The organism is Legionella taurinensis (assembly GCF_900452865.1).
Lineage (GTDB): Bacteria > Pseudomonadota > Gammaproteobacteria > Legionellales > Legionellaceae > Legionella_C > Legionella_C taurinensis.
The window spans coordinates 231082-251570 of the sequence record NZ_UGOZ01000001.1 but is presented as its reverse complement, the minus strand read 5'-3'; the positions used below and the strand labels follow the sequence as shown (position 1 = coordinate 251570).

The following is a 20489-nucleotide window of genomic DNA, read 5'->3' as shown; positions in this document are numbered from 1 at the left end:
TCCTAGGGGACTGCCACCAGACGTAATAGAACATCAATGAAATCATCACTGTTGACACCTTCGGCCTCCGCTTCAAAACTCAGCAGAATGCGATGACGCAACACGTCATGGGCAATCACATGAATATCCTCAGGCGTCACGTAATCACGTCCGGACAGCCAGGCATGCGCTTTGGCGCAGCGATCAAGCGCAATGGTCGCTCTTGGGCTTGCACCAAATCGCAGCCAGCGTGTCAACTCGTCACTGTAGGCCGTGGGGTTACGGGTAGCAACCACCAATTGCACCAGGTAATGTTCCAGTGCACTGCTGGTATGAACTTTTAACACGTGCCTGCGTGCTTCAAACAAGGCCCGCTGAGTCAAGAGTTCTATTGATTTATGCTGGCCGCCATCCACCCCCAGGGCTTCCTTGCGGGCTAATGACAAAATATCATGCTCAACGTCAGCATCCGGATAACCGATTTTGACGTACATCAAAAACCGATCCAGCTGGGCTTCGGGTAAGGGGTAAGTCCCTTCCTGCTCAATGGGGTTCTGAGTCGCCATTACCAAAAACAGTTCCGGTAAAGGATAGGTTTTGCCGCCGATGGTGACCTGACGTTCAGCCATTGCTTCGAGCAGGGCCGATTGCACCTTGGCAGGGGCACGGTTAATTTCATCGGCGAGAATAAGATGATGAAAAATGGGACCGGGCTGAAACACAAACGATCCATTTTCGGGATGGAACACATCGGTACCGGTTAAGTCGCCGGGCAGTAAATCGGGTGTAAATTGGATACGATGAAAACTGCCTTCAATCAACGCCGACAGCTCTTTGACAGCCCGGGTTTTAGCCAGTCCGGGAGCGCCTTCGACCAGCAAATGGCCATCCGCCAGCAGGGCTATCAACAATCGTGAGACCAAGGCTTTTTGCCCCAGGATGCGCTCATTCAGATGCGAACTGAGCTGCACTATCTGCTGCTGTATCGTTGTCTGTGTCGATGTCACTTTCTCGTCAAGCTGCTCCATTCGTCCTACCCTGTGCAAAAGTTTAATCCTATCTTGAAAAGAGGGCTATGCCAAGCCGTCAGGCATGATAAAGCATTTTAAGCTGTGCGCTCAACTGGCCATAAGCGGATTCGATATTAATGTAATTTTTTGTACCCAGATAATATGAGAGGGAACCATCATCCTGGGCTTTGGGCGACTGCAAAGCCACATTGAATTGAAGTTTCTTCAATCGTTCAAATTCCCGGGGCTGCGTCACAAAATAAAAATTGCGGTAATTGCTGTTGGGATGGTAATTAATGGCTTTGGCATCCCGGGCCAACGGATGTTTTGGAAAATATTCACGAATGGAATAGTCCCTGTTGTTGTGGACTGCAATCACCTTGCCTTTGGGGATTAAGTGTTTAATCGCTGAAGCAAACCGGCTCACTTCCTGGTGGGCTGCCAGCGAATAGTGCCCGTATTGCTGCAAGGTTTTTTTAATGCCCGTTTCCGTAAAAATACGGTTAGGGTCAAATTCATATTTCACCTTGTGCAGATGGAAAACAATGTTACGCTGGCCGGAGTGTTTTAATGTGATGAGGGTACCGCCCTCTTTATTGACATAATATTGAGCCGCCATGAGTGCGGTGGTTTCATTTTCATGCAAATGAACAAAGGTTTTTCCCTTGCCCTGCTGCTTCACGATTTTAACCGGCGTATCCCCGAGTTTAACCGTGTGCACGTCGGTATGTATTAAACCATTGATAACCATAAAGAGAAACACTAAACCGTTTAACGTCATTGTCATGGACATCCAGTGAACAGGAATGCCATTCTACCTCATTTTGATAAAAAATTCACCAAAAATGCGTCCAAAGTCACCGTCAGGTTTTTAACACCATTCGTTTTGCATTTCAAGTACGCCAGGATTGCCAGAAGGTATACAGTGCGTCGATGTCGCTGGCACATAAGCATTTCATGGCTTCCGACAAACGAGGAGTCGGCCAATCCCACCAGGCCATTTCCAGCAATCGCTGAATGTCGTGCTCATTAAACCGCTTACGGATAAGACGCGCCGGATTGCCAGCGACGATGCTGTACGGTTCAACGTGTCGGGTTACGACAGCACGGCTGCCTATGATCGCGCCATGGCCGATTTGAATCCCCGGCATAATCATGGCTTCCGCACCAATCCACACGTCATGGCCAACCACCGTATCGCCAGCAGGACGATACCCGTCCACGGCTTTGGCAAACACAGACTCCTCGGTGTAGAAAAAAGGAAAGGTACTGATCCAGTCCATGCGATGCCCCTGATTACCCGCCATCATAAACGAGGCACCGGTGCCAATAGAACAAAAGCTGCCGATAATGAGCTTGTCGACATGGTCCTCATCCGGCATTAAATAACGGGCACAGTCATCAAAAGAATGCCCATGGTAATAACCGGAATAATAACTGTACCGGCCAACAAGGATATTGGGATTGGTGACTTGTTCACTTAAAGGAATGCCTTTGAAAGGGCTTTCAAAATAATTGCTGCTCATTGTACTTCCGCGTTGCGTCTCCTGACTTCACCAGGAGTTCAGCCTAAAAATTACATAACACATTCAACGACAGGTAATTGCCGCTGTAATCGGCGGCATTCACGCGCCTTATTGTCTGATTAAGGTAGCCCGCCTCGGCTTTCACATGACGAGTGAGTTCTTTACCGACACCCACAAAAAAACGGTTCTGATCAAACCCCTGATTGTTGTTACGGTTAAAATCATTCAGGTGAATGAACACTTCGTTGCTCACAATCCCCGAGAATGCCGGTTGTTTCGGCAAAGGAATTTCCGCTTTAAAAAACTGCCGGAAACGCCAGGCGACGTGAATATTCTGCTGAATGAAGCGTTGCTCCAGCCGTGTACGGCTGACTAGACGAACCGAATTAAACTTTCGGCTCCATAACAGTTGCTGCCAGGTGCGGTTTTCATCAAACGACGGGCTTGCAAAGGGCAAGGTGGTATAAATCCAGGCATAGCCTGCCCAGATACTGGTGGTAGGCGTCAAGGCATACCCTAAACCAGGCCGCAACAGCACTTGCGACAACCGCGAGACATCCTCGCCAAAACGCGGCTGCGCCTCGAGCCAGTATTTGATTTTTGGCGTTTTTGAACTCAACGGGCCGTTGGCAGTGAGATTAGTCCAGACCTGCATGTCGTGCGTGGGTAAAGCGGCCATCGCTTGCCCGACCATCAACCCAATGAACAAGCCGCTGATTAGTCTGACGGCGGGTAATTTGCCTAATTTCAAATCAGTTCCTTGTTAGTGAAAGACACTAACTATAATACGTTGCGGCGTGGATGTTAATGTTTGGCACGGGAAGAAATGGGCATGACATTTTTAGTCATCCCCGGTGTCAGGTTGTCCTTGTTCAATTTGTCTATGGCTTTTTCAAAATCCTCAATCAAACTGCCTCCGGTCAAGCTTTCGAATGTGTAGCGGTTAGGCGGGGTTTTACTCAACACTTTGCAGGCTTCCTCATGGGATTTGTAAGTAAAATCAAGTTCCTCATCATCGAGTTGAAACGGATCCTGATGCAGGAGGATATTACGGGCCTTCGTCATGTTGTGAATCATGACTTTTAAATGGAGTTGCTGCACCTGCTGCAGTGTTTGCCATTCGGTCTCAGGCGAAGACGCGGCTTTCTTCTTATCTTCTACCCTGGAAGCCTGCTTCCTGGGCTGAAAAGGCGTTGGCGGTTTACGAACCAGGCTCCCCGGTTGCAAAATCTGTTTTTGCGAGAAGTGCTTCAACCAGCCTTTGTAAATCAAGCCCATAAACGGCAGGGTCACAATCGACAGGCCACATAACACGCTGGCCCAGAAAGCCTTTGAGCGTGTGGTTTCCTTCTCCTGATTAGCCAGCAGGGTAATCAATTGCTCTGCATTGGCTTCAAACTCCAGAAAACGCGATTTTTCGATGGGGTTGGCTAGAAATAACTTGTCAAAGGTTAGGTTGATTAACGAATGGATTTCGTGAGGCTTAATGTACTGTTTAATGTCATTTATCGTTTCTTTTAAACTGATTTCAATGTTTTCTTCATCCGCTGGATGCGTGTTTTCCAGAATAAAATAACTGTGAAATTTTTGCTGCAATTGAAAATAGCGGCTGACGAGGGCGGTCTTCTGATAAATGTCCATTTTAGCCTCGCAATTGACTAAAGATAAACACATCTAAATTATAGCTCATGGCTGCAATTCACGGCAAATGCAGCTGGCATACTCCTTCCTGTCATGCAGAACCATTAACCGGAGCAAGGGGTGCAAGCACCTTGTCCGGTGACTGGATTAATCCTTACTGAGCTCGATTACGGTAATGTGCAGAATGTTCTGAGTGGTATTCAAATCCTGGTGGGCTTCTTTCCCTTGTGCTTTATCGAGAAAAATCGGTTGATTTTTCTTAAGCTGAATCACCTCGGTTTTACCGGATTGATAGATTACTTTAAGCGTACCATCCTCTGCAGGGATAGCGACTCTGGCATGCTCATGCGTATGAAAAGGTAACTGCTGGTTAGGGCAAATGGTTGACCGCCAGACTTTGGTTTCGCTGTTATCAAGCAATAAATCTCGCTTAGTATCGCAAGGCGCCGCGAAGGCGGTGGCACTGCCCAACAAAAAAAGAATTCCCGTCCATTTTTTCATGATGACCTCGTTTTAAATAAACCAGTTAATCGCGACGGTGTAGGCTGCAAATTTAGCGGCATGCGGACCCGTTACTGAAAACCATACACCGCCAATAAGGCCGACATTGGCGTTAAAATTGTATTCAAGCGCAGGGGCCAACGACGCATTATTGCCGCCGGGACCGCCGACTGACGCGCCTGGCGTGAAACCCGGGTTGCCGTTAAAATTGGAAGACGAACTGTTGTTGTACAGGGTTTCAAATACAGCCACCCAATGTTGGCTTAACGTGTATTCAAAAGCAAGATCGGCTGCATAATTATCTCCCGGCCTCACCGTTCCCGAAGTACCGACGCTGCCGCCAAACACGTTGAGTCCCTGCACCGAGACATCACTGGGTAAAGTCACTGTTAAATTAAGCCTCGTACGCAGATAATGCGCATTGGGTAACGTCGATAACCGTTGCAGCGTTAATGCCAGCGAGGTTTGATACGACCCTGAGCCAGTTTGATCGGTGCCTTGCTTTTCAGGATGCAGATTTTCAAAGCGGCCGGTGGGAAAGACTTGCTGAACGATAAAGCGGGCATCCGGCCACCAGGCGTTTTCCTGTTGCCGTATTAACTGAAAACCCAGCCCTAGACTGTAATCCCCAATCCCGCCGCCGTGTTGACCACGCGCCCAACTGTAGTCAATCGGCAGGGATGTCTGCAAATCCATAAACTCATTAATTCCGGCACTGATAATGGGCATGACTTCAATGTTTTTGAAATCCTGAGGATAAACCGTATAAAAGCCATAAGGCTCGATATTAAAATGGCCAGGAGGAATAGTCTTCCCTGAAGGCGCTAACAATGGCCCTGTCATCCAGGGGCCAGCGAAAGCAATGTGGGTGAACATCAATAAGCTCACAATCCTTGCATGCATCGGCGATTCCTTGCAAAACTCAGAGTTTAAACTGTTTTTAGAAAAAAACAGAGGCATTGGCCTTCAGGCCATAACTTTCACACGCGGCAACAGGCGGAGTAAGTTCCACCTGTTCACCTCAACTCCTGGATTTCCTCAATTCCTGCCTCGAGTTTGGATAGCAGGGGCAATGTCCGCGTGATTATTTTCAGCCAATTCGTTGTCGGTTCCAGGCGGTATTAATGGACTGCTGCGCAATCACCCCCATGGCTGTGTACCAACACCCGCGTTATCCTGCTCAAAGGGTTTGTATACCGCCAAAGATAAACGTATGCTATTTCCATCCTTTCTTATCTTAAAAAAAACAATGGTCATTATCCATTTTAATACCGAATCAGGACTACAGGCTGAAACATTGAACTTGAGTAATCCTCACCGCCTTCACCAGGCAGTATGGCTTGATTTAATGGATTTAACCTACGAAGAGGAAACGCTTCTTGAAGAGTTTTTTAACATTAATATTCCAACCAAAACCGAGGTTGAAGAAATCGAATTGTCGAGCCGCCTTTATGCCGAAAATGGCACCCTGTTCATGACAGCCACCATGGTTGCTAAATCGGAATCCCCGGAAGTGCAGACCGATGTGGTCACGTTTATTTTAAACAACCGCATTTTAATGACCCTGCGCTACACTGAACTCCACTCATTCAGTTTATTCAAGTCACGCCTGGCACAATACAGCAAGCCCACGTCGTCAGGCTTACTGATTGGGCTTCTTGAGGCAGCCGTTGATCGACTCGCTGACATTCTTGAAAAAATCAGCCACGAATTTGATAAAACATCCGCGCTGATCTTCCGGCAAACGGAGCGAATCGGCACCGCCAAGGACATCAGTTATAAACAAATCATCGCCATGATTGGCGCTTACGGGGATTTAGGCGCCAAAGCCCGGGAAAGCCTGATGTCCTTTACTCGGCTCATTTCTTTTTTAAGTCAGGCTGAAAACATCAAACTGTCGGGCAACATGAAATCGATTCTGGCGACGATTAGCAAAGATGTGAACTCGTTAAGCGATTACTCTGCCTTTCTCTCAACCAAATTTAACTTTCTGCACGATGCCACACTGGGCATGATTACACTTGAACAGAATAACATCATTAAGAGTTTTACCGTTGCGGCCGTCCTTTTTCTGCCCCCAACGCTTATCGCCAGCATTTATGGCATGAACTTTAAGCATATCCCGGAACTTGAGTGGTACGTCGGTTACCCGTTGGCCATCCTGTTGATGGTCATTTCAGCCTGGCTGCCATTCTTTTACTTCAAGAGGAAAAGGTGGTTGTAATGGCTTTTTACCTTACAAATGGATCACCCTGTCTGCCATTTTTATCGTTTCTGGTCGGTGAGCGATCACGACCTGGGTTATAGCAAGCCGATTAAGCGACTGGTTTATCTTTCTTTCATTTTCAATGTCCAGATGGCTGGTTGCCTCATCAAGAAAGAGTATTTTGGGTTGTTTATACAAGGCCCGAGCCAGGAGTATTCTCTGCTTTTGTCCACCCGAAAGCGTAGAGCCCATGTCACCTACTAACGTCTCATAACCCATGGGAAATTGCTCAATTTCTTCGTGGATACACGCAAGTTTAGCCGATTCATACACGCGCTCCAAATCCATGGCTTCATCAAAAAACGCAATATTATTGAGTATCGAACCACTGAGCAGCACATCATCCTGCATGACTGATGCCGACATTTGCCTTAAATTGTGGATACCGAACTCCTGCAGGGGCTTGCCATCAATAAAAATTTCACCCTGCGTTTTGTTTAAAAGCCCCATGGCTACTTTTAATAAGGTGGATTTGCCGCAACCGGAGGGACCAGTAATGACCACTTTTTCTCCGGCCTTAATGTCCAAATTAAGGCGGCTTATCACGTCGTCCCCTTCGGGATTATATCGAAAAGTGACGTCCTGCATGCGGAGTGAACCATTGATGGATTTAAGTTCACCTTTTCCTGGACTTATTGCTTCAGGCTCCTGAAAAACAATGTCGCTTAAACGATGGAGCTGGAGAGCGATGAGTCTGTAATCAAACAAACTCTGAATAAACGTAGAGGCCTTATTCACCAAAGACAACCGGTAAGCCAGAAAAGCCATGAGCATGCCCAATGAAAATTGGTTGGTCAGTACCAATGACGCGCCTGCGCACACGACAATAATATGTTCGATATGAAACAGAAATTGGTTGAACATACGGTAAATGAGATTCACCCGCGCAATCCGGATATCCGCGTTCAGCGAGGCAATGAATGCGTTTCGCCAAGTGTTGAATTGAGTCTGTTCTTTTAAAAACGCTTTGATGGGTAAAATCCCATGAAGCGTCTCCAGAAAAGCGGACGAGGCTTTGGCATGCTGCGCAATGGAGGTTTCAGTCTGTTTTTTTAAAAAATGATAGCTGGTCTGGCGGATAAGGACGTACAACGCCAGGGCAACCAGCACAATGGCGGTTAACGGAATACTGTAAAATGCCATGACAGTCAGATTAATAGCAATCATTAAACCGTCAAAAAGCGTACTGATAAAATCGGTGCTGATCTTTTTTTGAATTTCTTCAATCGATTGAAAACGGGACTGAACGTCGCCCTTGTGTCTTTTTTCAAAAAAATCCAACGGCAATTTGAGAATATGCTGCACAATATTCGAGGAAAACTGCTCGGTCAGGTGACTACCGACATAAATCACCACATGGCCGCGGATGTATTCGGCCAATGTTTGAATAAGAACCAATAGCACAAACCCACAGGCAATGAAATACAGATTATGGGCATTGTGGGTACTGATGATGTTATCCGTCACAAATTGCATAAACAGGGGATTAATCAGGTTGAACAGTTCAATGAACGCCGAAAAGAAAAGAAGCAGCGTAATGAATTTTTTGACCCCATGGATGGATGACGCCAGACGGGTCAGCGTCAACGATTGATTATCTCTTATGGCCTTAAAGTCGGCCTCTTTTTCAATTTCCAGGGCGATACCGGTAAAGGATTTGGATAGCTCCTCCATCTTGCACTTCTTCACGCCACTCACCGGATCATGAATAATCGCATGCCCTCTTTTAACCTTTTTTAACACAACAAAATGATTTAAATCCCAATGCAGAATTGCAGGGCACTGAACGAACTGGAGTTCTTCCAGTGGCACACGCAAAGCACGGGTTCTAAACCCGAGCGTAGTCAGTAACCGCGTCATATCCAGTAAGGTTGTTCCCCGGTTGGACGGTTTTGATAGTGCCCTTAGTGCAGGCAGATTCAATTCATGGCCGTGATAATTGCTGACCATCGCCACACAGGCGTGGCCACATTCGGCGGTTTCATCCTGAATAATGACAGGAAGCGCAGCACGCCGTTGCCATTTAAAAGTGAGTTGCATTGAATTCATTAACTTAACTTCCCATAAAATGGTCAATGGGTTCCCAAATCCATTGCCAGACTTTTCGACGTGTGCCTGTCATCACAGCAGAAAAGGTCATCCCCTGCTGCAAACCCTTTTGCCGACCATAGACCGTCACACTCTGACTGTCGAGCTTAGCCCGCACCCTGTAATAGGGATCAGGCGTTACCAGCGAATGGGAGGCTGTCTTATCGAGACTAATCACCGGATCAATGTCTTTAATGACCGCCGTGTAAGTACCAAAGCGCTCATAGGGATAAGCATCGTAACGAAGCGTGATCGGATCATTTTTGGTCATAAACCCGGCGTGTTTAACAGGAACCTGAATTTCAGCAATGAGATCGGTGTTGTCTGGAATAATTTTTACCAGCTCGTCAGAAGGACTAACCTGCTGCCCCACCTGGTAATGAATAACCGTCAATCTGCCGTTAATCGGTGCCCGAACAATGTAAGCATTTCGCTTTTGATGCTGAATCCGCTCAATTTCCAGCTGATTTTTCTTATTCCTTAACTCGCTGAGACGGTCTTTTTTGTTGTTATACACATCCGCTGAGATGTATTTTTTTGCCAGCAGGGGCTTAAGAACCAATAATTCTTTTTTTATCCGCACGATGTCCTGACGCAGCCGCCGTGTTTGGTGGTTAATGCGGCCCAGTATTTTACTTTGACTGGGCGCATCCGAATAAGAGGTGTCTATTTTAAATAAAACATCCCCTTGATTGACATGTTGGTGACTTTTCGCCTGTCCCTTTACTATCAGTCCGCTTTTGCCGGAGTAGATCTGAATGAACCCTTTGGAGTAATCCAGATAGCCATTAACCGTGTACTTTTCTGAATACTCGGCAACACACAGGAACAGGATCATCAGGCTTAAAATGACCGCCATAGCAAACGACAGGACATAAACATTAAAAGGAATATTAATGAATACCGAACCAAAATTTTTAGTTTTTTTGAAGTCCAGGACTTCCTGCCTGAATAATTGACTCATTGGACACACTCAATGGCTATTGGTTAGAGACCTGAACGGAATCAGCCCAGGCTTTCCATGATTTGAGATCGGTATCAGTGTAGTTTTTACCGCTGATTTTTTTCAAAATCTGATACGCAGGCTCATGATTGTTCGGTTGTTTTAATGCCAACAGAGCCAACAGGGATTCTTTGCCCTCCTGAATCATTTTTTGTCGATTGGCATCACATACCTGCAGCAGCACCAACAAGGATTTGTTTCTATCCGTGTCATAAGGCGAGGATAACAAGTGAAGGAAAGGCTCGATGTTGACACGTGCCGTCTTGTATTTAGCCAACGTCGTCCCTATCACCCGCATGGCGTTATTACGAACGCCACTGTCCTTATCCAGAACATGCGGTAGCAACAAATCAATAATTTCCTGAGGGTTAGCAAAATGCCCGACTAAAAACACAGCCGCCGCCCGTCTTTCCGGATCCGTATCAGCATCAAGCGTCTCGAGGATTAATGATTTCTGTGCACTGACCCCCTGTTGAAATGGAGCATAGAAAGGCTTTAATTTTGGATGCTCAAACCCCCAGGTACAGTGATAGACGGGGCAATCCAGTTTTTCGGGATTCAATTGATCATTTAAAAACAAGGTGGTACCCAACTCATTGTACCTCTCCATGTCATGGATGAGGTCTTTCCTGGCACTGTGCTTCACGGGTCTGTGATCATCAATAAACCGAAGACGATGAGTCTGCTCTTTGCGAATCACCTCAATGGTGATGTAGACAGAATCGCTCGAATAGTTGACTGTCGATACATCAACATACGCATAACCGTACTCTTTTTTTATCTTATTAACCAGAGCCCTTTTTCGCTTACCCGCCTCGTTAAGCTTCTCGGGATGCGTCTGCAGTTGATCACTTAATAGCAATTCATGCAATGATTCTTCCAGGGCCAGTATCGGCCCACTGTATTGCTTAAGTACGCGATCGGCCTGACTCCCCTCGTCGCCAAACAGATCAATCGTCGTTTTAGCTAGTAAGACCATCGGAAAAAGAACACCAAAAATACAAAATAACTTACGCATGCTGTCGTTGCCCCTGGTTCGTTTTCAATGCATTGATTTCGACATGTTGTCTCCTGCTTCGCTCCATCCACTCGCCCGCTTCGCGTTCATAATCAGTAACCCAATGCCTCGGCGGTTGACTGGCTGGAACAAAATGCACGGACTGATTTGTCAGAAATTGGACAAAAAGATCCAGCATGGGAAATGCAGGATTTAAGTCTTCGATCCATAAAAACTGCCCCTGCTCATTTACTTCCAGAAAAACATACTGGTCGTCGGTCGAAACAATGAAATCGATGCAACCAAATACCAATCCCATTTTTTTCATCAAATGCCTGATTCTGTTTTCGATTTCGGTCGGCAATGAATACGGTTCGATCGTTAATTGGCCCTCAGGAATGGCACGCCAGTCAATGCGTCCCTCGTCATGCTGTTGAGAGTTTAATTTGGCCGCGACCAGGTAATCGCCAAAACAAGTCACGCGCAATTCGTATTTCTTTTTGACTTCTTTCTGAAAAAGTCCCGGCGCCAGTTGCAGCAATTGATTACTGGGTAAATCCAGAAAAGCCACTTTGGCAGTGTAAGCAATTTTAAGCGCCCTTTCCTCAAACCAGACATTGGAACAAAGTGGCTTGTAGATAACCCCCTGATCTTCATGTTTCAACAGGAAATACCGTATATCCTTAGGATCATTCGAACAAAGGGTAGACGGAATGGTTAAACCGCACTGGACAGCCCATTTCAACTGGAGGAGTTTGGAATTGGCTCTCAGGGCCGCCTCTTTACTGTTAACCCACCAGGCTTTGGGTGCCAAATTGTGGGTGATGGATTCATGGAAAAGAATATTTTCACGTAAGACAAAATGGTAATCGTCAGGATGAACAGCCTCCCTTGGCAGAAAAGGCTTGCGTGCGCGCCGCCACCAAACGACATCATAATAATTGTCGCGTACACACAACTCGGCATCCGTGCTTTTCCATTCGTAACTGACATTATCAATGTAAACCGAGTTCTTCTGTTTGGTCGGTAGATCGGCTGTAAAAAGCAATCGAACGTCATGCCCCGTTTTTTCCAACGCCAATTTAACACACATTGCGTGACTGTCGTCAGGCTCCGTCAAGATTAAAAACTTCATGTAAAATTCCTGTCGCTTTTTTCACGGGGCCCCTTACGACCCCGTGTTGTTAGGTTACCAATCGATGCTTACATCATAAGCCACATCAGCAGATGGCCCTGTACCTCCTGTCACGCGAAAGGTGTGTCTTGTGGTGTAGTTGGCCGCACCGCCAGCCACTTCCATCATTTCTTTTTCGGACAATGGTTTAGCCATTGAATAAGCCAGGACTCGCTCGTTGTTTTTTTCCATAAAATTACTCCTTCGTAGTTGGTGAAGCCTGGCACTATTCCATTGCTGCCAGGCAGTAGCACCTGAGATTGTTTTTTATGCCTGCAACGCTCCTCTTGAACCCTGCCTGCATGTATTCATCTCAGGTGGCGCTATGATGTGAGAGATTGCGCGTTTCGTAAACCAGTAAAAACTACCTTTTAAAGCGGGATTGGATTTCAGCAAAAAGGGGGGCGGGTGGCCTGCATCAACCACCGCACGGGGAAAAATCATTAAGGCGTGGCTGCCGACAGGCTATTGGCGACTGGATTGAATAAATCAAAGAGGCATTTTAATACCCAGGCAACAACAATTAAACTGACGCCGACCTTGGCAATTGACGAGGTTGAAACAAGGGGTTGACGGGCATGCATCTCACATAAATCGTCATAAATCCCAGTCATGGCCTCGTAAACACACTGGGCCTCCTTAACAACCTCGTCATAGTCATGCGATGAAAGCACCAGTTTCGTGTCAAGATGCGTCATCATCTCCTGGTACAGGCCCAGGGTTGAACGGCTTTTTTCCGGCAAGCGGGGGAAGGCGGCGGAAAAATCATATTGATGGGTTGAAATTTGATAATCGGTCAATTCATTACTGGGTTTAATGTATTTGTTGAGAATGATATTACCGCCATGCATAAACCCAGCGACATGCACCAGAAAATGAGTCAGTAGTGCCTGCGGCGACGCATTGTCAATTTTTTCGAGGTACTTCGTTGTTGCAGGAGCAACCTCACTCGCCCTTATTTCTTTTGGATTAATACCCAATTGCTGCAAATCCCTTTCGATGGCCGGCGTTCGCCAGAGTTCGTTTAAGTAAGATAAAATAAAAAAGGCACTAAGGGCTGATTCTTTTGCTGTAGACAGCGCTTGAAGATGCATTTCCAGGCTTTGGATAATTAAATAATGTTGAATCAGGCGAGAAGCATACACCGCCTTCGGTATCGCCTTGTCTTTAAAAAGATGGTCTTTTTTAAAGCGGTGATGTTCCGCTTTGGCATGCACTTCCGTCAGTGCACCGCTTGGTTTTCCATTCTTGTAGGTTGCAGCCAACAAGGCTTCAGTGAATTTGGGCATAACGAAATCCTTAACCATTTACAGGGGCGCTAGTTTAACGTGGGCAGCGATTTATAATCAATTTTTAACTCCGTTGAAACCAACTGCTAAGCTCATTTCCCACCGAGCATTTTAGCCAATCTCTGGCATAATAAGGTCTGCAAAGGCTATTTCAGGACAGGATATGGATTCACCCGCAGTTCACAAACCATGGCTCCTCTGGGGCTTTAACGCCATGCTGCTGCTCCTGCTTTTACCACTTTTTATCCCCTTTTCGCCAGTCATGCCGGGATTAACCATTGATGCGTCCTGGGCATTAGCGCTTAATCAGGCCGTATCCCAGGGATTGATTTTTGGGCGGGATATTGTGTTTACGCTGGGTCCTTATTCGGCCATTTACACGAAAGCGTATCACCCGGATACCGCCTACCTAATGTATGGCGGTTGTCTTTACCTTGCCTTAAGCTACGGCCTGTTATTGATGGTATTAACGAGCGGCATCGCCTGGCGATGGCGGTGTGCCCTGGCGTTGCTGTTCCTGATGATGATTTATTCACGTGATGCCCTGCTGCTTTCTTACCCGCTCCTCCTGGGTTTAGCGGTATTTAAATACCCTGCTCCCCCGCGAAGCCTGCTGGCGTTGGCAACCGCCCCCCTGGGTTTATTGATACTCGTTAAAGGAACCCTGCTGTTGTTTACCCTGCTCGTTGTCTTAAGCACCAGTCTTTATTTATTCTTAAAAAAACAGCATAAAACCCTGTTAACCCTTTGGATTGGATTGCTTCTGGCCTTGGCCGCGTTTTGGTGCCTGGCCAATCAGCCCCTTGCTCACCTGCCCATGTACCTCGGGCAGTCAATCGAATTGGCCATGGGCTACAGCGAAGCCATGGCATCGCCTGGGAATGGTTGGGAAGTCTTCGCCTTTCTGGTCGCGGCGATGGTCCTAATCGCCCTGATTGCCAGACAACCTGACTTAAAACGCATTGACAAGGTTTTTCTTACTGCCCTGTTTACCCTGTTTTTATTCTGTGCGTTTAAGGCAGGATTTGTCCGGCATTTCGGCCATTCACTCATTGCAGCCACCGCCATCCTGATGGCGGCCTTCCTGCTGCCAACCGTGATACAGTCCACCCGCCTCTTACCCATGATGCTGTTGGCAGTATTGACCTGGTTTTATATTCTGACGGGGTTTACCCCTTATTCTCCTTTAACCTATTTGAGGGTAACGTGCAGTAATGTCTTATCCGCCTTGAAAATGGATACTGCCGACAGGCATTGGCGGGAAAGGGATTTTTATCTACTCAAGGATTACCTGGCTAATCTGGTGAAATTCCCTCCTTTGCCGGGAAAAAGCGACATTTATTCATTTGAGCAGAATTTTTTAATCGCCTCCGGGGCACAGTGGTCGCCGCGGCCGGTTTTTCAAAGTTATTCGGTTTTTTCAGAAGCCATGGCCCTTAAGAATGCAAATCATCTGGCCGAAAAAGGACCGGATACGATTGTGTTTAAAATAGAGCCTCTCGATGAACGGCTTCCGTCTCTGGAAGACGGGGCTTCCTGGCCTGGCTTACTCACTGCGTATTATCCTGCTTATTTAGTGAAGGATTTTTTAATTTTAAAAAAACAGCGCCAACCCGCGAAACCGCTGCCGTTTACTGCCACTGAAACGCACACGCTGGGGGAGACCATCACTCTGCCTTCAGACAAACCTGTTTTTGCGGCGATAGACATCAAGACCAATTGGCTGGGGCATCTGTTGACCTGGCTGTACAAGCCCTCCGCACTGGCGATTGAGCTTGAATTAACCAATGGCCATAAAAAACACTATCGCCTGATTGCCGGCATGGCTAAATCCGGGTTTCTGCTGTCCCCTCTTATCGAAAACAACAAGGAATTCGCTTTGCTTTTTGGCAGAGACCCTGTGCTGTCCGCCAAGCGCGTCAAATCGCTGCGGATTATCGCAAAAGACAACGGGCTGCAATGGCAAAAACACTACCTGTTGCACTATCGCGCCCTTTAGGAAGCAGCAATGCGCTGTTTTACCCTGTTGACAAAGGTGGGGCCCGGGTCGGTTTTATCGGTATAATAATCCGGATCTTTTTCCAGCCATAACGGCGTATTTTTATAATTTAAATACTCATTGTGGCCAATCACGTTCTCGATTTGAGGGTATTTGGCTTTGAGATAACACACGAGAAACGCATTGGCACGAACCTGCTCTTCCGTGAGGTCGTCCTTGCCATCGACGCCCCCGACATTTTCAATGCCAATGGCATAATGGTTTAAGCCAATGCTGTGTCTAGCCATCCAGGTTTCCGGCATCAGCTGATAAATGCGGCCGTCTTTGTCCACCAGAAAATGACTGGACACGTTTAAATCCCCCGGTAATTCGTTACGCCGCGGCGAATTTTTGGGCAAGGCGGGCGGATTAAACAGTCGAAAAACAATGTCCATGGTCGGCAGCATCGTCCAATGCAACACAATCATCTTAGGCTCAATGGCGATAGACTCGGAATCAATGCCGTAATGCTGCCGTTGATAGTCGCGCGTCAACGCAACGCGCTCTTTATCAAACTGGATTGGTTTTTGAATAATGGGCTGAGACTCATGGCAGGAAAACGCGACGGCCTGAACACAGAAGGTGAAAAGAAGCAAGCCCAGCGATAAGGTCATTTTCATAAACGCAATAACAGTCAATGATGAATCAAACAGGCTAACAAAGCCTCCGCTTCCTTGTAAAGCCTTGGTAGCGCAAATGCTATAATTGAAATGGGTGCCCTTGGCAGTTAGGGAAAAAAATGATGCGTAATGCGTTGACTAGGATGAGTTTCTCGCATGCGAATGAGCGGCATCTGGCATGCCAGGTCAAACAATTACCCCAGAATATTTTAACCTGTTTTCCTGGTACTGAGGGATCCAGGCGGCTGGCATTGTCTGATCCACTCGCCAAAAACATGTATGAAGTCATTCTTCACCCGCTTAAGCATCATGACCACGCCCCCCCGGCCCCCCAAAGCCAGTTTGATTACACACCCATCACCCGGCTCACTGTTGCACCCAAACACCAGGCGACGGGAACCCCCGTTGATCTCACCCTTTACCACATCCGTTCCCAGCAGTTTCCTAACATGCATTACTATTTTCTTATTACACCCGAACAGACAGTCGCCGCTCATGCGCATTTTAATGTCCTCGATCAATCCGAGTGTTTGGCGTCTGCCTATGGTACAGAGTCCGTCATTGTCCTAAATGCCATTGAATCGAGGATGCAGGGGGATTATTCGCTGGGAACCATCCTGATCCAGGCGATTTTTGAGCAAAGCCAGGTTTTAGGATGTGAAGGCCGCATTTGTCTTTATTCTGCCCGCAAATCAGGGCGATTTTATTTCAAACTGGGATTTATGCCGCTTCAACCCACCATTCTTGACCAGCTGTTTTTTGAAAACCAACAGGACATTGACGGCGATCTGATGTTCCTGAGCCCAAGCGCTATTGACGCCTGGGCGGAACGTGCCAGGCAATGCCCTCTGCTCGACACCCACAAAGGCCTGGAATCATAAGCCTGGACTTTAACCTTTTAATGACTTTTGATAGAGAAGGATGGATTTTGAAATCACCCGATCATTCAGGATGTTATCGTAAGACTGGTAATTGACAGCGAAGGACTCTAATTCGGTCGTATCAAAATGCACGGGAGCCCGCAAAATGACCTGATTACTGCGGGACAAGGCAAAATCAAGTACTTTTTTTCCGTGTGGCTCAAAATGCTCTAACAAAAAGCGATCCGTTGGACGGTACCGGGGCCATCCCCAGGGCGGGTCAACCAGCAGGGCATCCGCGCTGTACTGGCGCGCCACTTCAAAAAAATCCCCGTGCACAAAAGTAATCGCTTCATCGACCCCGTAAATTCGGGCGTTATGCCTGGCCATAGTAAGTCGTTGGGCATCCAGCTCGATGGCAATGACTTTTTTGCCGAGACGCGCCAAGGCAATCGCCGCCCCGCCAACACCGCAAAAACCATCGAGAACACAATCAACCTCATGAAATAGCTTCGCCTGAGCCAGGGCAGCCTGTTCTGGCATAACCGTATGCAAACCTTCGGCATCGAGCTGAATGCCCTCATCAAAGCGATGAAAAAAATCATATCGCCTGTCCCAGTATACCTGAAGTCTGGGGCCAAAAGGGCAGGCAGAATTCATATTGTTGTCCTTATACTGTTCACTCGTGCACTTACTATTTTCTGCAAAATGATTAATTTTTAATCCAAATGAATACTTTCTTAAGTATTCCTTAAGTATTCCTTAATACAATAGCTTTTCTCAACAGTTTTGCGAAGTAAATCATGATAGGACAGATTGACAATAGTGGATTGAGAGGCTCTCTGAAATTTGGAATTATTGTTTCCATCCTCTCCATCCTGGCCATTTTAGGTTTTGCCGCTTTAAGTTTTTTTGCCGCACCCTTGGTACTGACCGTCATAGCCGGGGCTTTTTTTGCCGGTGGGATGGTTTTTTTAATGGCCATGGGATATGGCATTTTTAATGACCTGCTCGGGGCTAAAAGCAACTTGCCTTATTTCATGCTCGGGCATCAGCGGCAACAACACAGCATGATTCAATCCAATAAGCCTGCGGCACAAGGCATTGCCTGGGGTATCGCCGCGGTAGCCCCCCTGGCCTTTCCTGCGGCTATTTTATTTTTTATTACGGCGCTCGTTGCTGGTTTTTTTGTGCCGACCGCGCTGTTTGTCCTGCCGGTTATGGCCATTGTTATCCCCCTGATTGTTATTATTGCCGATGTGGTCGCGAGACGAAAAAAGAAAATTTATACGGCTGGAACTGATGAGTATCAATTAGCCCATCAACCATGGGAAGCATTCCAAGGCTCCTTGAATAAGTATCAGGTAGATGGACTCATGGAAATGTCGAATACGGTTGAAGAAAAAGCAGCCTGGCTTGCAAACAGTGATCGAAACGTCATTGGATTCAAATACGTACCTATCCTCGCCGTGATTTCATTGGTCACCTTCGCCACATTAACCGGTGTCAGTACTCTGCTGCCCGCGGTGATGTTCGGCGCCATCATGTCCACCATACTCCCTGTCAGTGCAGGGGTACTGATTGCCCTGGCTATTACCGCCGCATTAATTTACCTGGCAGTTAATCACAAGAAACAGGATGATAATCAGTACAAACTGGACTTTCCAAACGCCGATGCCCCTGACGAGCCCAAATCAGAATCCACACAACCAACAGTTAATCCGCTGGCGTCTGTGCTCACAAATAAAAAAACAGATGGTGAACAGGCATCAGCCAACCCAACAACGAATGAGATTGCCTCCGATCCGTCTCCAATTACCTTGGCAGAGTTAGTGAGCAGCACCAACAGTCCAGTGTATGGGAAAAAGACCCCATCCAAAGAAGAGCACTTTAGCGACGAACTCTCCACTAAAAACGGGTACAATTAACCCTGAAGTGCCCAGTTTACCACTGGGCATTGTCCAATTCCTGCTTAATTGAATAACGCGCGGCTCATCCATTAATCCGGCACCCTCCCCCCTAATCATTGCTTTTTTTAAGCCTATACTTAAAAAGGACATTGCAGTGAGGCCGCTATGAAAGATGAGCTATTACAAAAACTTAAAAAAATTAACCCCATTGATGTAAATGGTGTCCCCAAAAACACCGGCAATTGCCAATGGTGTGCCATTGAGGGCGCACGGGTACTGCTTGAAGGGGCTGAACCCACGGAAATCCCATCCTACCAGGATGGTCACGATCCAATTGAACAATTCGTACACAGTCGTCATGGCAGCGACGACATCCGTTCCAAAGATCCCACTGTTTTTTTTGAAGAAATCAGGAAATTAAAACCCGGTGAATTAATGATGGTGAGTCTTGAATCCGAAGACATCGATCATGCTTACCTTATCTATCGGGATGATGACGATGCTTACCTCATTGACCCGGATCGGCAAGTGTTTATTGAGCTCGATGAACGTGAAGACTTTATGCAAACCGTAAAAGGATGGGGCGGTGTTGACCAATTAAATTACCTCAATGGCGATGTCAACAGTGCATTCCGTGACAAAGTAAAGCTCAGTGTCAGCGTATTAACTCCCGCATCGCTTGAACGCGATCCCTTACCTGAATATGGCACTGAAGCACCAAGCTCTACTTATCGCTCCTGAGGTTTGAGCAGCGGCTGCCAGACTGCGGCCGCCGCTCTTTGGCAAGCTTACGGATGATCCTGGCTGACGTCGCTTCACCAAAACGACGATCGCGGTTGTGATAATTTTTGATACAATTATCCAGTTGCGCCACGGTGAAATCAGGCCAGAGCGTGTCTAAAAATTCCAACTCAGCCTGTAACAGATGCCAGAAACAAAAATCGCTTAGCCGTTTTTCTCCCCCCAGGCGAATAAATAAATCCACCGGCGGTGAACGCAGAGAAGAATGGTGACTAATCCCCTTAATTAAATCGTCTCTTTTTTCAGGCAAATGGTTGTCGTTCTGACGATAGATTTCGTAAATACTATCGGCGATATCGGTGCTCCCTGCATAGGCTACCGCAATATTGATGACCGTTCCGGTATTGTTTCGGGTTTTGTCAATGGCATAGTTGATGGCATCAATCAGTTCCGGGCACTTCGTCAAGCAGGAAAAATCGCCTATCGGCCTGAAAACGCAGTTTAAACGATGAAAAAGATCGATCTCCTTGTCTTTAAAGAGACTGCGAAGATGCCTGTAAATATTCTGCAGTTCATCATCCCCGCGTTTGATAACGTTATAATAACTCAACGCAAAGAGGGTGACGTACGGAATTTTAATTTTTATACAATGGTGCAGTATTTTAAGTGCCGTCTGGTAACCCACGTCATGCCCGCATGTTCGAGGCAATTGACGAATATTGGCCCAACGACCATTTCCATCAGGGATAAAGGCGATATGCGTTAGCGCTTTTTTAGACATCCGTACAACACTCCTAAAGCGTGAGTGGGGGGTAAAGGCAGTCAATACCTCAGGCAACTTTAAGT

At 47.0% G+C, this 20489-nt stretch carries 21 protein-coding genes; 5 read left to right on the top strand and 16 right to left on the bottom strand.

Features of this window, described 5'->3' with window-relative positions:
* Window positions 1-2: 2 nt before the first annotated feature.
* The 7 genes from DYE45_RS01160 to DYE45_RS01130 all read right to left on the bottom strand — a co-directional run bounded on the left by DYE45_RS01160 (window position 3) and on the right by DYE45_RS01130 (window position 5560).
* The gene (locus DYE45_RS01160; RefSeq protein WP_108294797.1) at window positions 3-1007 is read right to left on the bottom strand and encodes an AAA family ATPase; all 1005 of its coding nucleotides are present in this window, start codon (window positions 1005-1007) and stop codon (window positions 3-5) included.
* Between the two features lie 58 nt (window positions 1008-1065).
* Window positions 1066-1740: a protein tyrosine phosphatase gene (locus DYE45_RS01155; protein ID WP_108294895.1), complete on the bottom strand. Its 675-nt coding sequence runs from the start codon at window positions 1738-1740 to the stop codon at window positions 1066-1068.
* Between the two features lie 142 nt (window positions 1741-1882).
* Window positions 1883-2515, bottom strand: a complete 633-nt coding sequence (catB, locus tag DYE45_RS01150) for a type B chloramphenicol O-acetyltransferase (protein ID WP_115300280.1) — start codon at window positions 2513-2515, stop codon at window positions 1883-1885.
* Window positions 2516-2558: 43 nt separating this feature from the next.
* Window positions 2559-3266 carry a DUF2490 domain-containing protein gene (locus DYE45_RS01145; protein WP_242602649.1) on the bottom strand — a complete coding sequence of 236 codons (708 nt, stop codon included), beginning with the start codon at window positions 3264-3266 and terminating at the stop codon, window positions 2559-2561.
* Window positions 3267-3319: 53 nt separating this feature from the next.
* Complete coding sequence (locus DYE45_RS01140) at window positions 3320-4189, bottom strand: hypothetical protein (RefSeq protein ID WP_108294801.1); 870 nt, start codon at window positions 4187-4189, stop codon at window positions 3320-3322.
* Window positions 4190-4303: 114 nt separating this feature from the next.
* Window positions 4304-4657, bottom strand: coding sequence for a cupin domain-containing protein (locus DYE45_RS01135; RefSeq protein WP_108294803.1), 354 nt, complete (start codon window positions 4655-4657; stop codon window positions 4304-4306).
* A gap of 12 nt (window positions 4658-4669) precedes the next feature.
* Window positions 4670-5560 carry a hypothetical protein gene (locus DYE45_RS01130; protein ID WP_108294805.1) on the bottom strand — a complete coding sequence of 297 codons (891 nt, stop codon included), beginning with the start codon at window positions 5558-5560 and terminating at the stop codon, window positions 4670-4672.
* Between the two features lie 310 nt (window positions 5561-5870).
* Between DYE45_RS01130 and DYE45_RS01125 the strand changes: the two genes are divergently transcribed.
* Window positions 5871-6881: a magnesium transporter CorA family protein gene (locus DYE45_RS01125; RefSeq protein WP_108294807.1), complete on the top strand. Its 1011-nt coding sequence runs from the start codon at window positions 5871-5873 to the stop codon at window positions 6879-6881.
* A 12-nt stretch (window positions 6882-6893) separates the two neighbouring features.
* Here the strand turns inward: DYE45_RS01125 and DYE45_RS01120 are convergent, their stop codons facing one another.
* The 6 genes from DYE45_RS01120 to DYE45_RS01100 form a co-directional block, all read right to left on the bottom strand.
* Window positions 6894-8963 (bottom strand): peptidase domain-containing ABC transporter, encoded by a 2070-nt coding sequence (locus tag DYE45_RS01120; protein WP_160160655.1) that lies wholly within the window; start codon window positions 8961-8963, stop codon window positions 6894-6896.
* 13 nt (window positions 8964-8976) lie between these two features.
* On the bottom strand, window positions 8977-9975 hold the full coding sequence (locus tag DYE45_RS01115; RefSeq protein WP_108294811.1) for an HlyD family secretion protein: 999 nt from the start codon (window positions 9973-9975) through the stop codon (window positions 8977-8979).
* A 16-nt stretch (window positions 9976-9991) separates the two neighbouring features.
* Window positions 9992-11032: a HEAT repeat domain-containing protein gene (locus DYE45_RS01110; RefSeq protein ID WP_108294813.1), complete on the bottom strand. Its 1041-nt coding sequence runs from the start codon at window positions 11030-11032 to the stop codon at window positions 9992-9994.
* Window positions 11025-12146: an MvdC/MvdD family ATP grasp protein gene (locus tag DYE45_RS01105; protein ID WP_108294815.1), complete on the bottom strand. Its 1122-nt coding sequence runs from the start codon at window positions 12144-12146 to the stop codon at window positions 11025-11027. Before DYE45_RS01105 ends, DYE45_RS01110 begins: the two co-directional genes overlap by 8 nt.
* 54 nt (window positions 12147-12200) lie before the next feature.
* Window positions 12201-12377, bottom strand: a complete 177-nt coding sequence (locus DYE45_RS14620; protein ID WP_160160654.1) for a hypothetical protein — start codon at window positions 12375-12377, stop codon at window positions 12201-12203.
* 251 nt (window positions 12378-12628) lie between these two features.
* Window positions 12629-13474: a biliverdin-producing heme oxygenase gene (locus tag DYE45_RS01100; RefSeq protein ID WP_108294817.1), complete on the bottom strand. Its 846-nt coding sequence runs from the start codon at window positions 13472-13474 to the stop codon at window positions 12629-12631.
* A gap of 163 nt (window positions 13475-13637) precedes the next feature.
* On the opposite strand from DYE45_RS01100, the gene DYE45_RS01095 reads away from it, so the two are divergent.
* Window positions 13638-15473, top strand: coding sequence for a hypothetical protein (locus tag DYE45_RS01095; protein WP_115300278.1), 1836 nt, complete (start codon window positions 13638-13640; stop codon window positions 15471-15473).
* Here the strand turns inward: DYE45_RS01095 and DYE45_RS01090 are convergent.
* Window positions 15470-16126, bottom strand: coding sequence for an N-acetylmuramoyl-L-alanine amidase (locus tag DYE45_RS01090; RefSeq protein ID WP_370447861.1), 657 nt, complete (start codon window positions 16124-16126; stop codon window positions 15470-15472). The two genes, DYE45_RS01095 and DYE45_RS01090, sit on opposite strands and share 4 nt — an antisense overlap.
* A 125-nt stretch (window positions 16127-16251) precedes the next feature.
* On the opposite strand from DYE45_RS01090, the gene DYE45_RS01085 reads away from it, so the two are divergent.
* A complete protein-coding gene (locus DYE45_RS01085; protein ID WP_133138156.1) occupies window positions 16252-17013 on the top strand; it encodes a hypothetical protein in 762 nt (253 codons plus the stop codon).
* A 9-nt stretch (window positions 17014-17022) separates the two neighbouring features.
* Here DYE45_RS01085 and DYE45_RS01080 read toward each other — a convergent pair whose 3' ends face one another.
* Window positions 17023-17652 (bottom strand): methyltransferase domain-containing protein, encoded by a 630-nt coding sequence (locus DYE45_RS01080; protein WP_108294823.1) that lies wholly within the window; start codon window positions 17650-17652, stop codon window positions 17023-17025.
* Between the two features lie 143 nt (window positions 17653-17795).
* Here DYE45_RS01080 and DYE45_RS01075 point away from each other — a divergent pair, with 143 nt between their 5' ends.
* Together DYE45_RS01075 and DYE45_RS01070 are read left to right on the top strand one after the other, a co-directional pair.
* Window positions 17796-18920, top strand: coding sequence for an ABC transporter ATP-binding protein (locus DYE45_RS01075; protein ID WP_133138155.1), 1125 nt, complete (start codon window positions 17796-17798; stop codon window positions 18918-18920).
* 147 nt (window positions 18921-19067) lie between these two features.
* On the top strand, window positions 19068-19643 hold the full coding sequence (locus DYE45_RS01070; RefSeq protein WP_108294827.1) for a hypothetical protein: 576 nt from the start codon (window positions 19068-19070) through the stop codon (window positions 19641-19643).
* Here DYE45_RS01070 and uppS read toward each other — a convergent pair.
* The gene (gene uppS / locus DYE45_RS01065; protein ID WP_108294829.1) at window positions 19627-20424 is read right to left on the bottom strand and encodes a polyprenyl diphosphate synthase; all 798 of its coding nucleotides are present in this window, start codon (window positions 20422-20424) and stop codon (window positions 19627-19629) included. The two genes, DYE45_RS01070 and uppS, sit on opposite strands and share 17 nt — an antisense overlap.
* Window positions 20425-20489 lie beyond the last annotated feature (65 nt).

Excerpts from the sequence above, each read along its gene's own strand:
- DYE45_RS01070 (WP_108294827.1), top strand. The coding sequence starts at position 19,068 with ATGAAAGATGAGCTATTACAAAAACTTAAAAAAATTAACCCCATTGAT.
- DYE45_RS01100 (WP_108294817.1), bottom strand. The coding sequence starts at position 13,474 with ATGCCCAAATTCACTGAAGCCTTGTTGGCTGCAACCTACAAGAATGGA.
- DYE45_RS14620 (WP_160160654.1), bottom strand. The coding sequence starts at position 12,377 with ATGGAAAAAAACAACGAGCGAGTCCTGGCTTATTCAATGGCTAAACCA.
- DYE45_RS01080 (WP_108294823.1), bottom strand. The coding sequence starts at position 17,652 with ATGAATTCTGCCTGCCCTTTTGGCCCCAGACTTCAGGTATACTGGGAC.
- DYE45_RS01105 (WP_108294815.1), bottom strand. The coding sequence starts at position 12,146 with ATGAAGTTTTTAATCTTGACGGAGCCTGACGACAGTCACGCAATGTGT.
- DYE45_RS01155 (WP_108294895.1), bottom strand. The coding sequence starts at position 1,740 with ATGGTTATCAATGGTTTAATACATACCGACGTGCACACGGTTAAACTC.
- DYE45_RS01085 (WP_133138156.1), top strand. The coding sequence starts at position 16,252 with ATGATGCGTAATGCGTTGACTAGGATGAGTTTCTCGCATGCGAATGAG.
- DYE45_RS01120 (WP_160160655.1), bottom strand. The coding sequence starts at position 8,963 with ATGCAACTCACTTTTAAATGGCAACGGCGTGCTGCGCTTCCTGTCATT.
- DYE45_RS01115 (WP_108294811.1), bottom strand. The coding sequence starts at position 9,975 with ATGAGTCAATTATTCAGGCAGGAAGTCCTGGACTTCAAAAAAACTAAA.
- DYE45_RS01130 (WP_108294805.1), bottom strand. The coding sequence starts at position 5,560 with ATGCATGCAAGGATTGTGAGCTTATTGATGTTCACCCACATTGCTTTC.
- DYE45_RS01095 (WP_115300278.1), top strand. The coding sequence starts at position 13,638 with ATGGATTCACCCGCAGTTCACAAACCATGGCTCCTCTGGGGCTTTAAC.
- DYE45_RS01110 (WP_108294813.1), bottom strand. The coding sequence starts at position 11,032 with ATGCGTAAGTTATTTTGTATTTTTGGTGTTCTTTTTCCGATGGTCTTA.
- uppS (WP_108294829.1), bottom strand. The coding sequence starts at position 20,424 with ATGTCTAAAAAAGCGCTAACGCATATCGCCTTTATCCCTGATGGAAAT.
- DYE45_RS01125 (WP_108294807.1), top strand. The coding sequence starts at position 5,871 with ATGCTATTTCCATCCTTTCTTATCTTAAAAAAAACAATGGTCATTATC.
- DYE45_RS01160 (WP_108294797.1), bottom strand. The coding sequence starts at position 1,007 with ATGGAGCAGCTTGACGAGAAAGTGACATCGACACAGACAACGATACAG.
- DYE45_RS01135 (WP_108294803.1), bottom strand. The coding sequence starts at position 4,657 with ATGAAAAAATGGACGGGAATTCTTTTTTTGTTGGGCAGTGCCACCGCC.
- DYE45_RS01090 (WP_370447861.1), bottom strand. The coding sequence starts at position 16,126 with ATGACCTTATCGCTGGGCTTGCTTCTTTTCACCTTCTGTGTTCAGGCC.
- catB (WP_115300280.1), bottom strand. The coding sequence starts at position 2,515 with ATGAGCAGCAATTATTTTGAAAGCCCTTTCAAAGGCATTCCTTTAAGT.
- DYE45_RS01075 (WP_133138155.1), top strand. The coding sequence starts at position 17,796 with ATGATAGGACAGATTGACAATAGTGGATTGAGAGGCTCTCTGAAATTT.
- DYE45_RS01140 (WP_108294801.1), bottom strand. The coding sequence starts at position 4,189 with ATGTGTTTATCTTTAGTCAATTGCGAGGCTAAAATGGACATTTATCAG.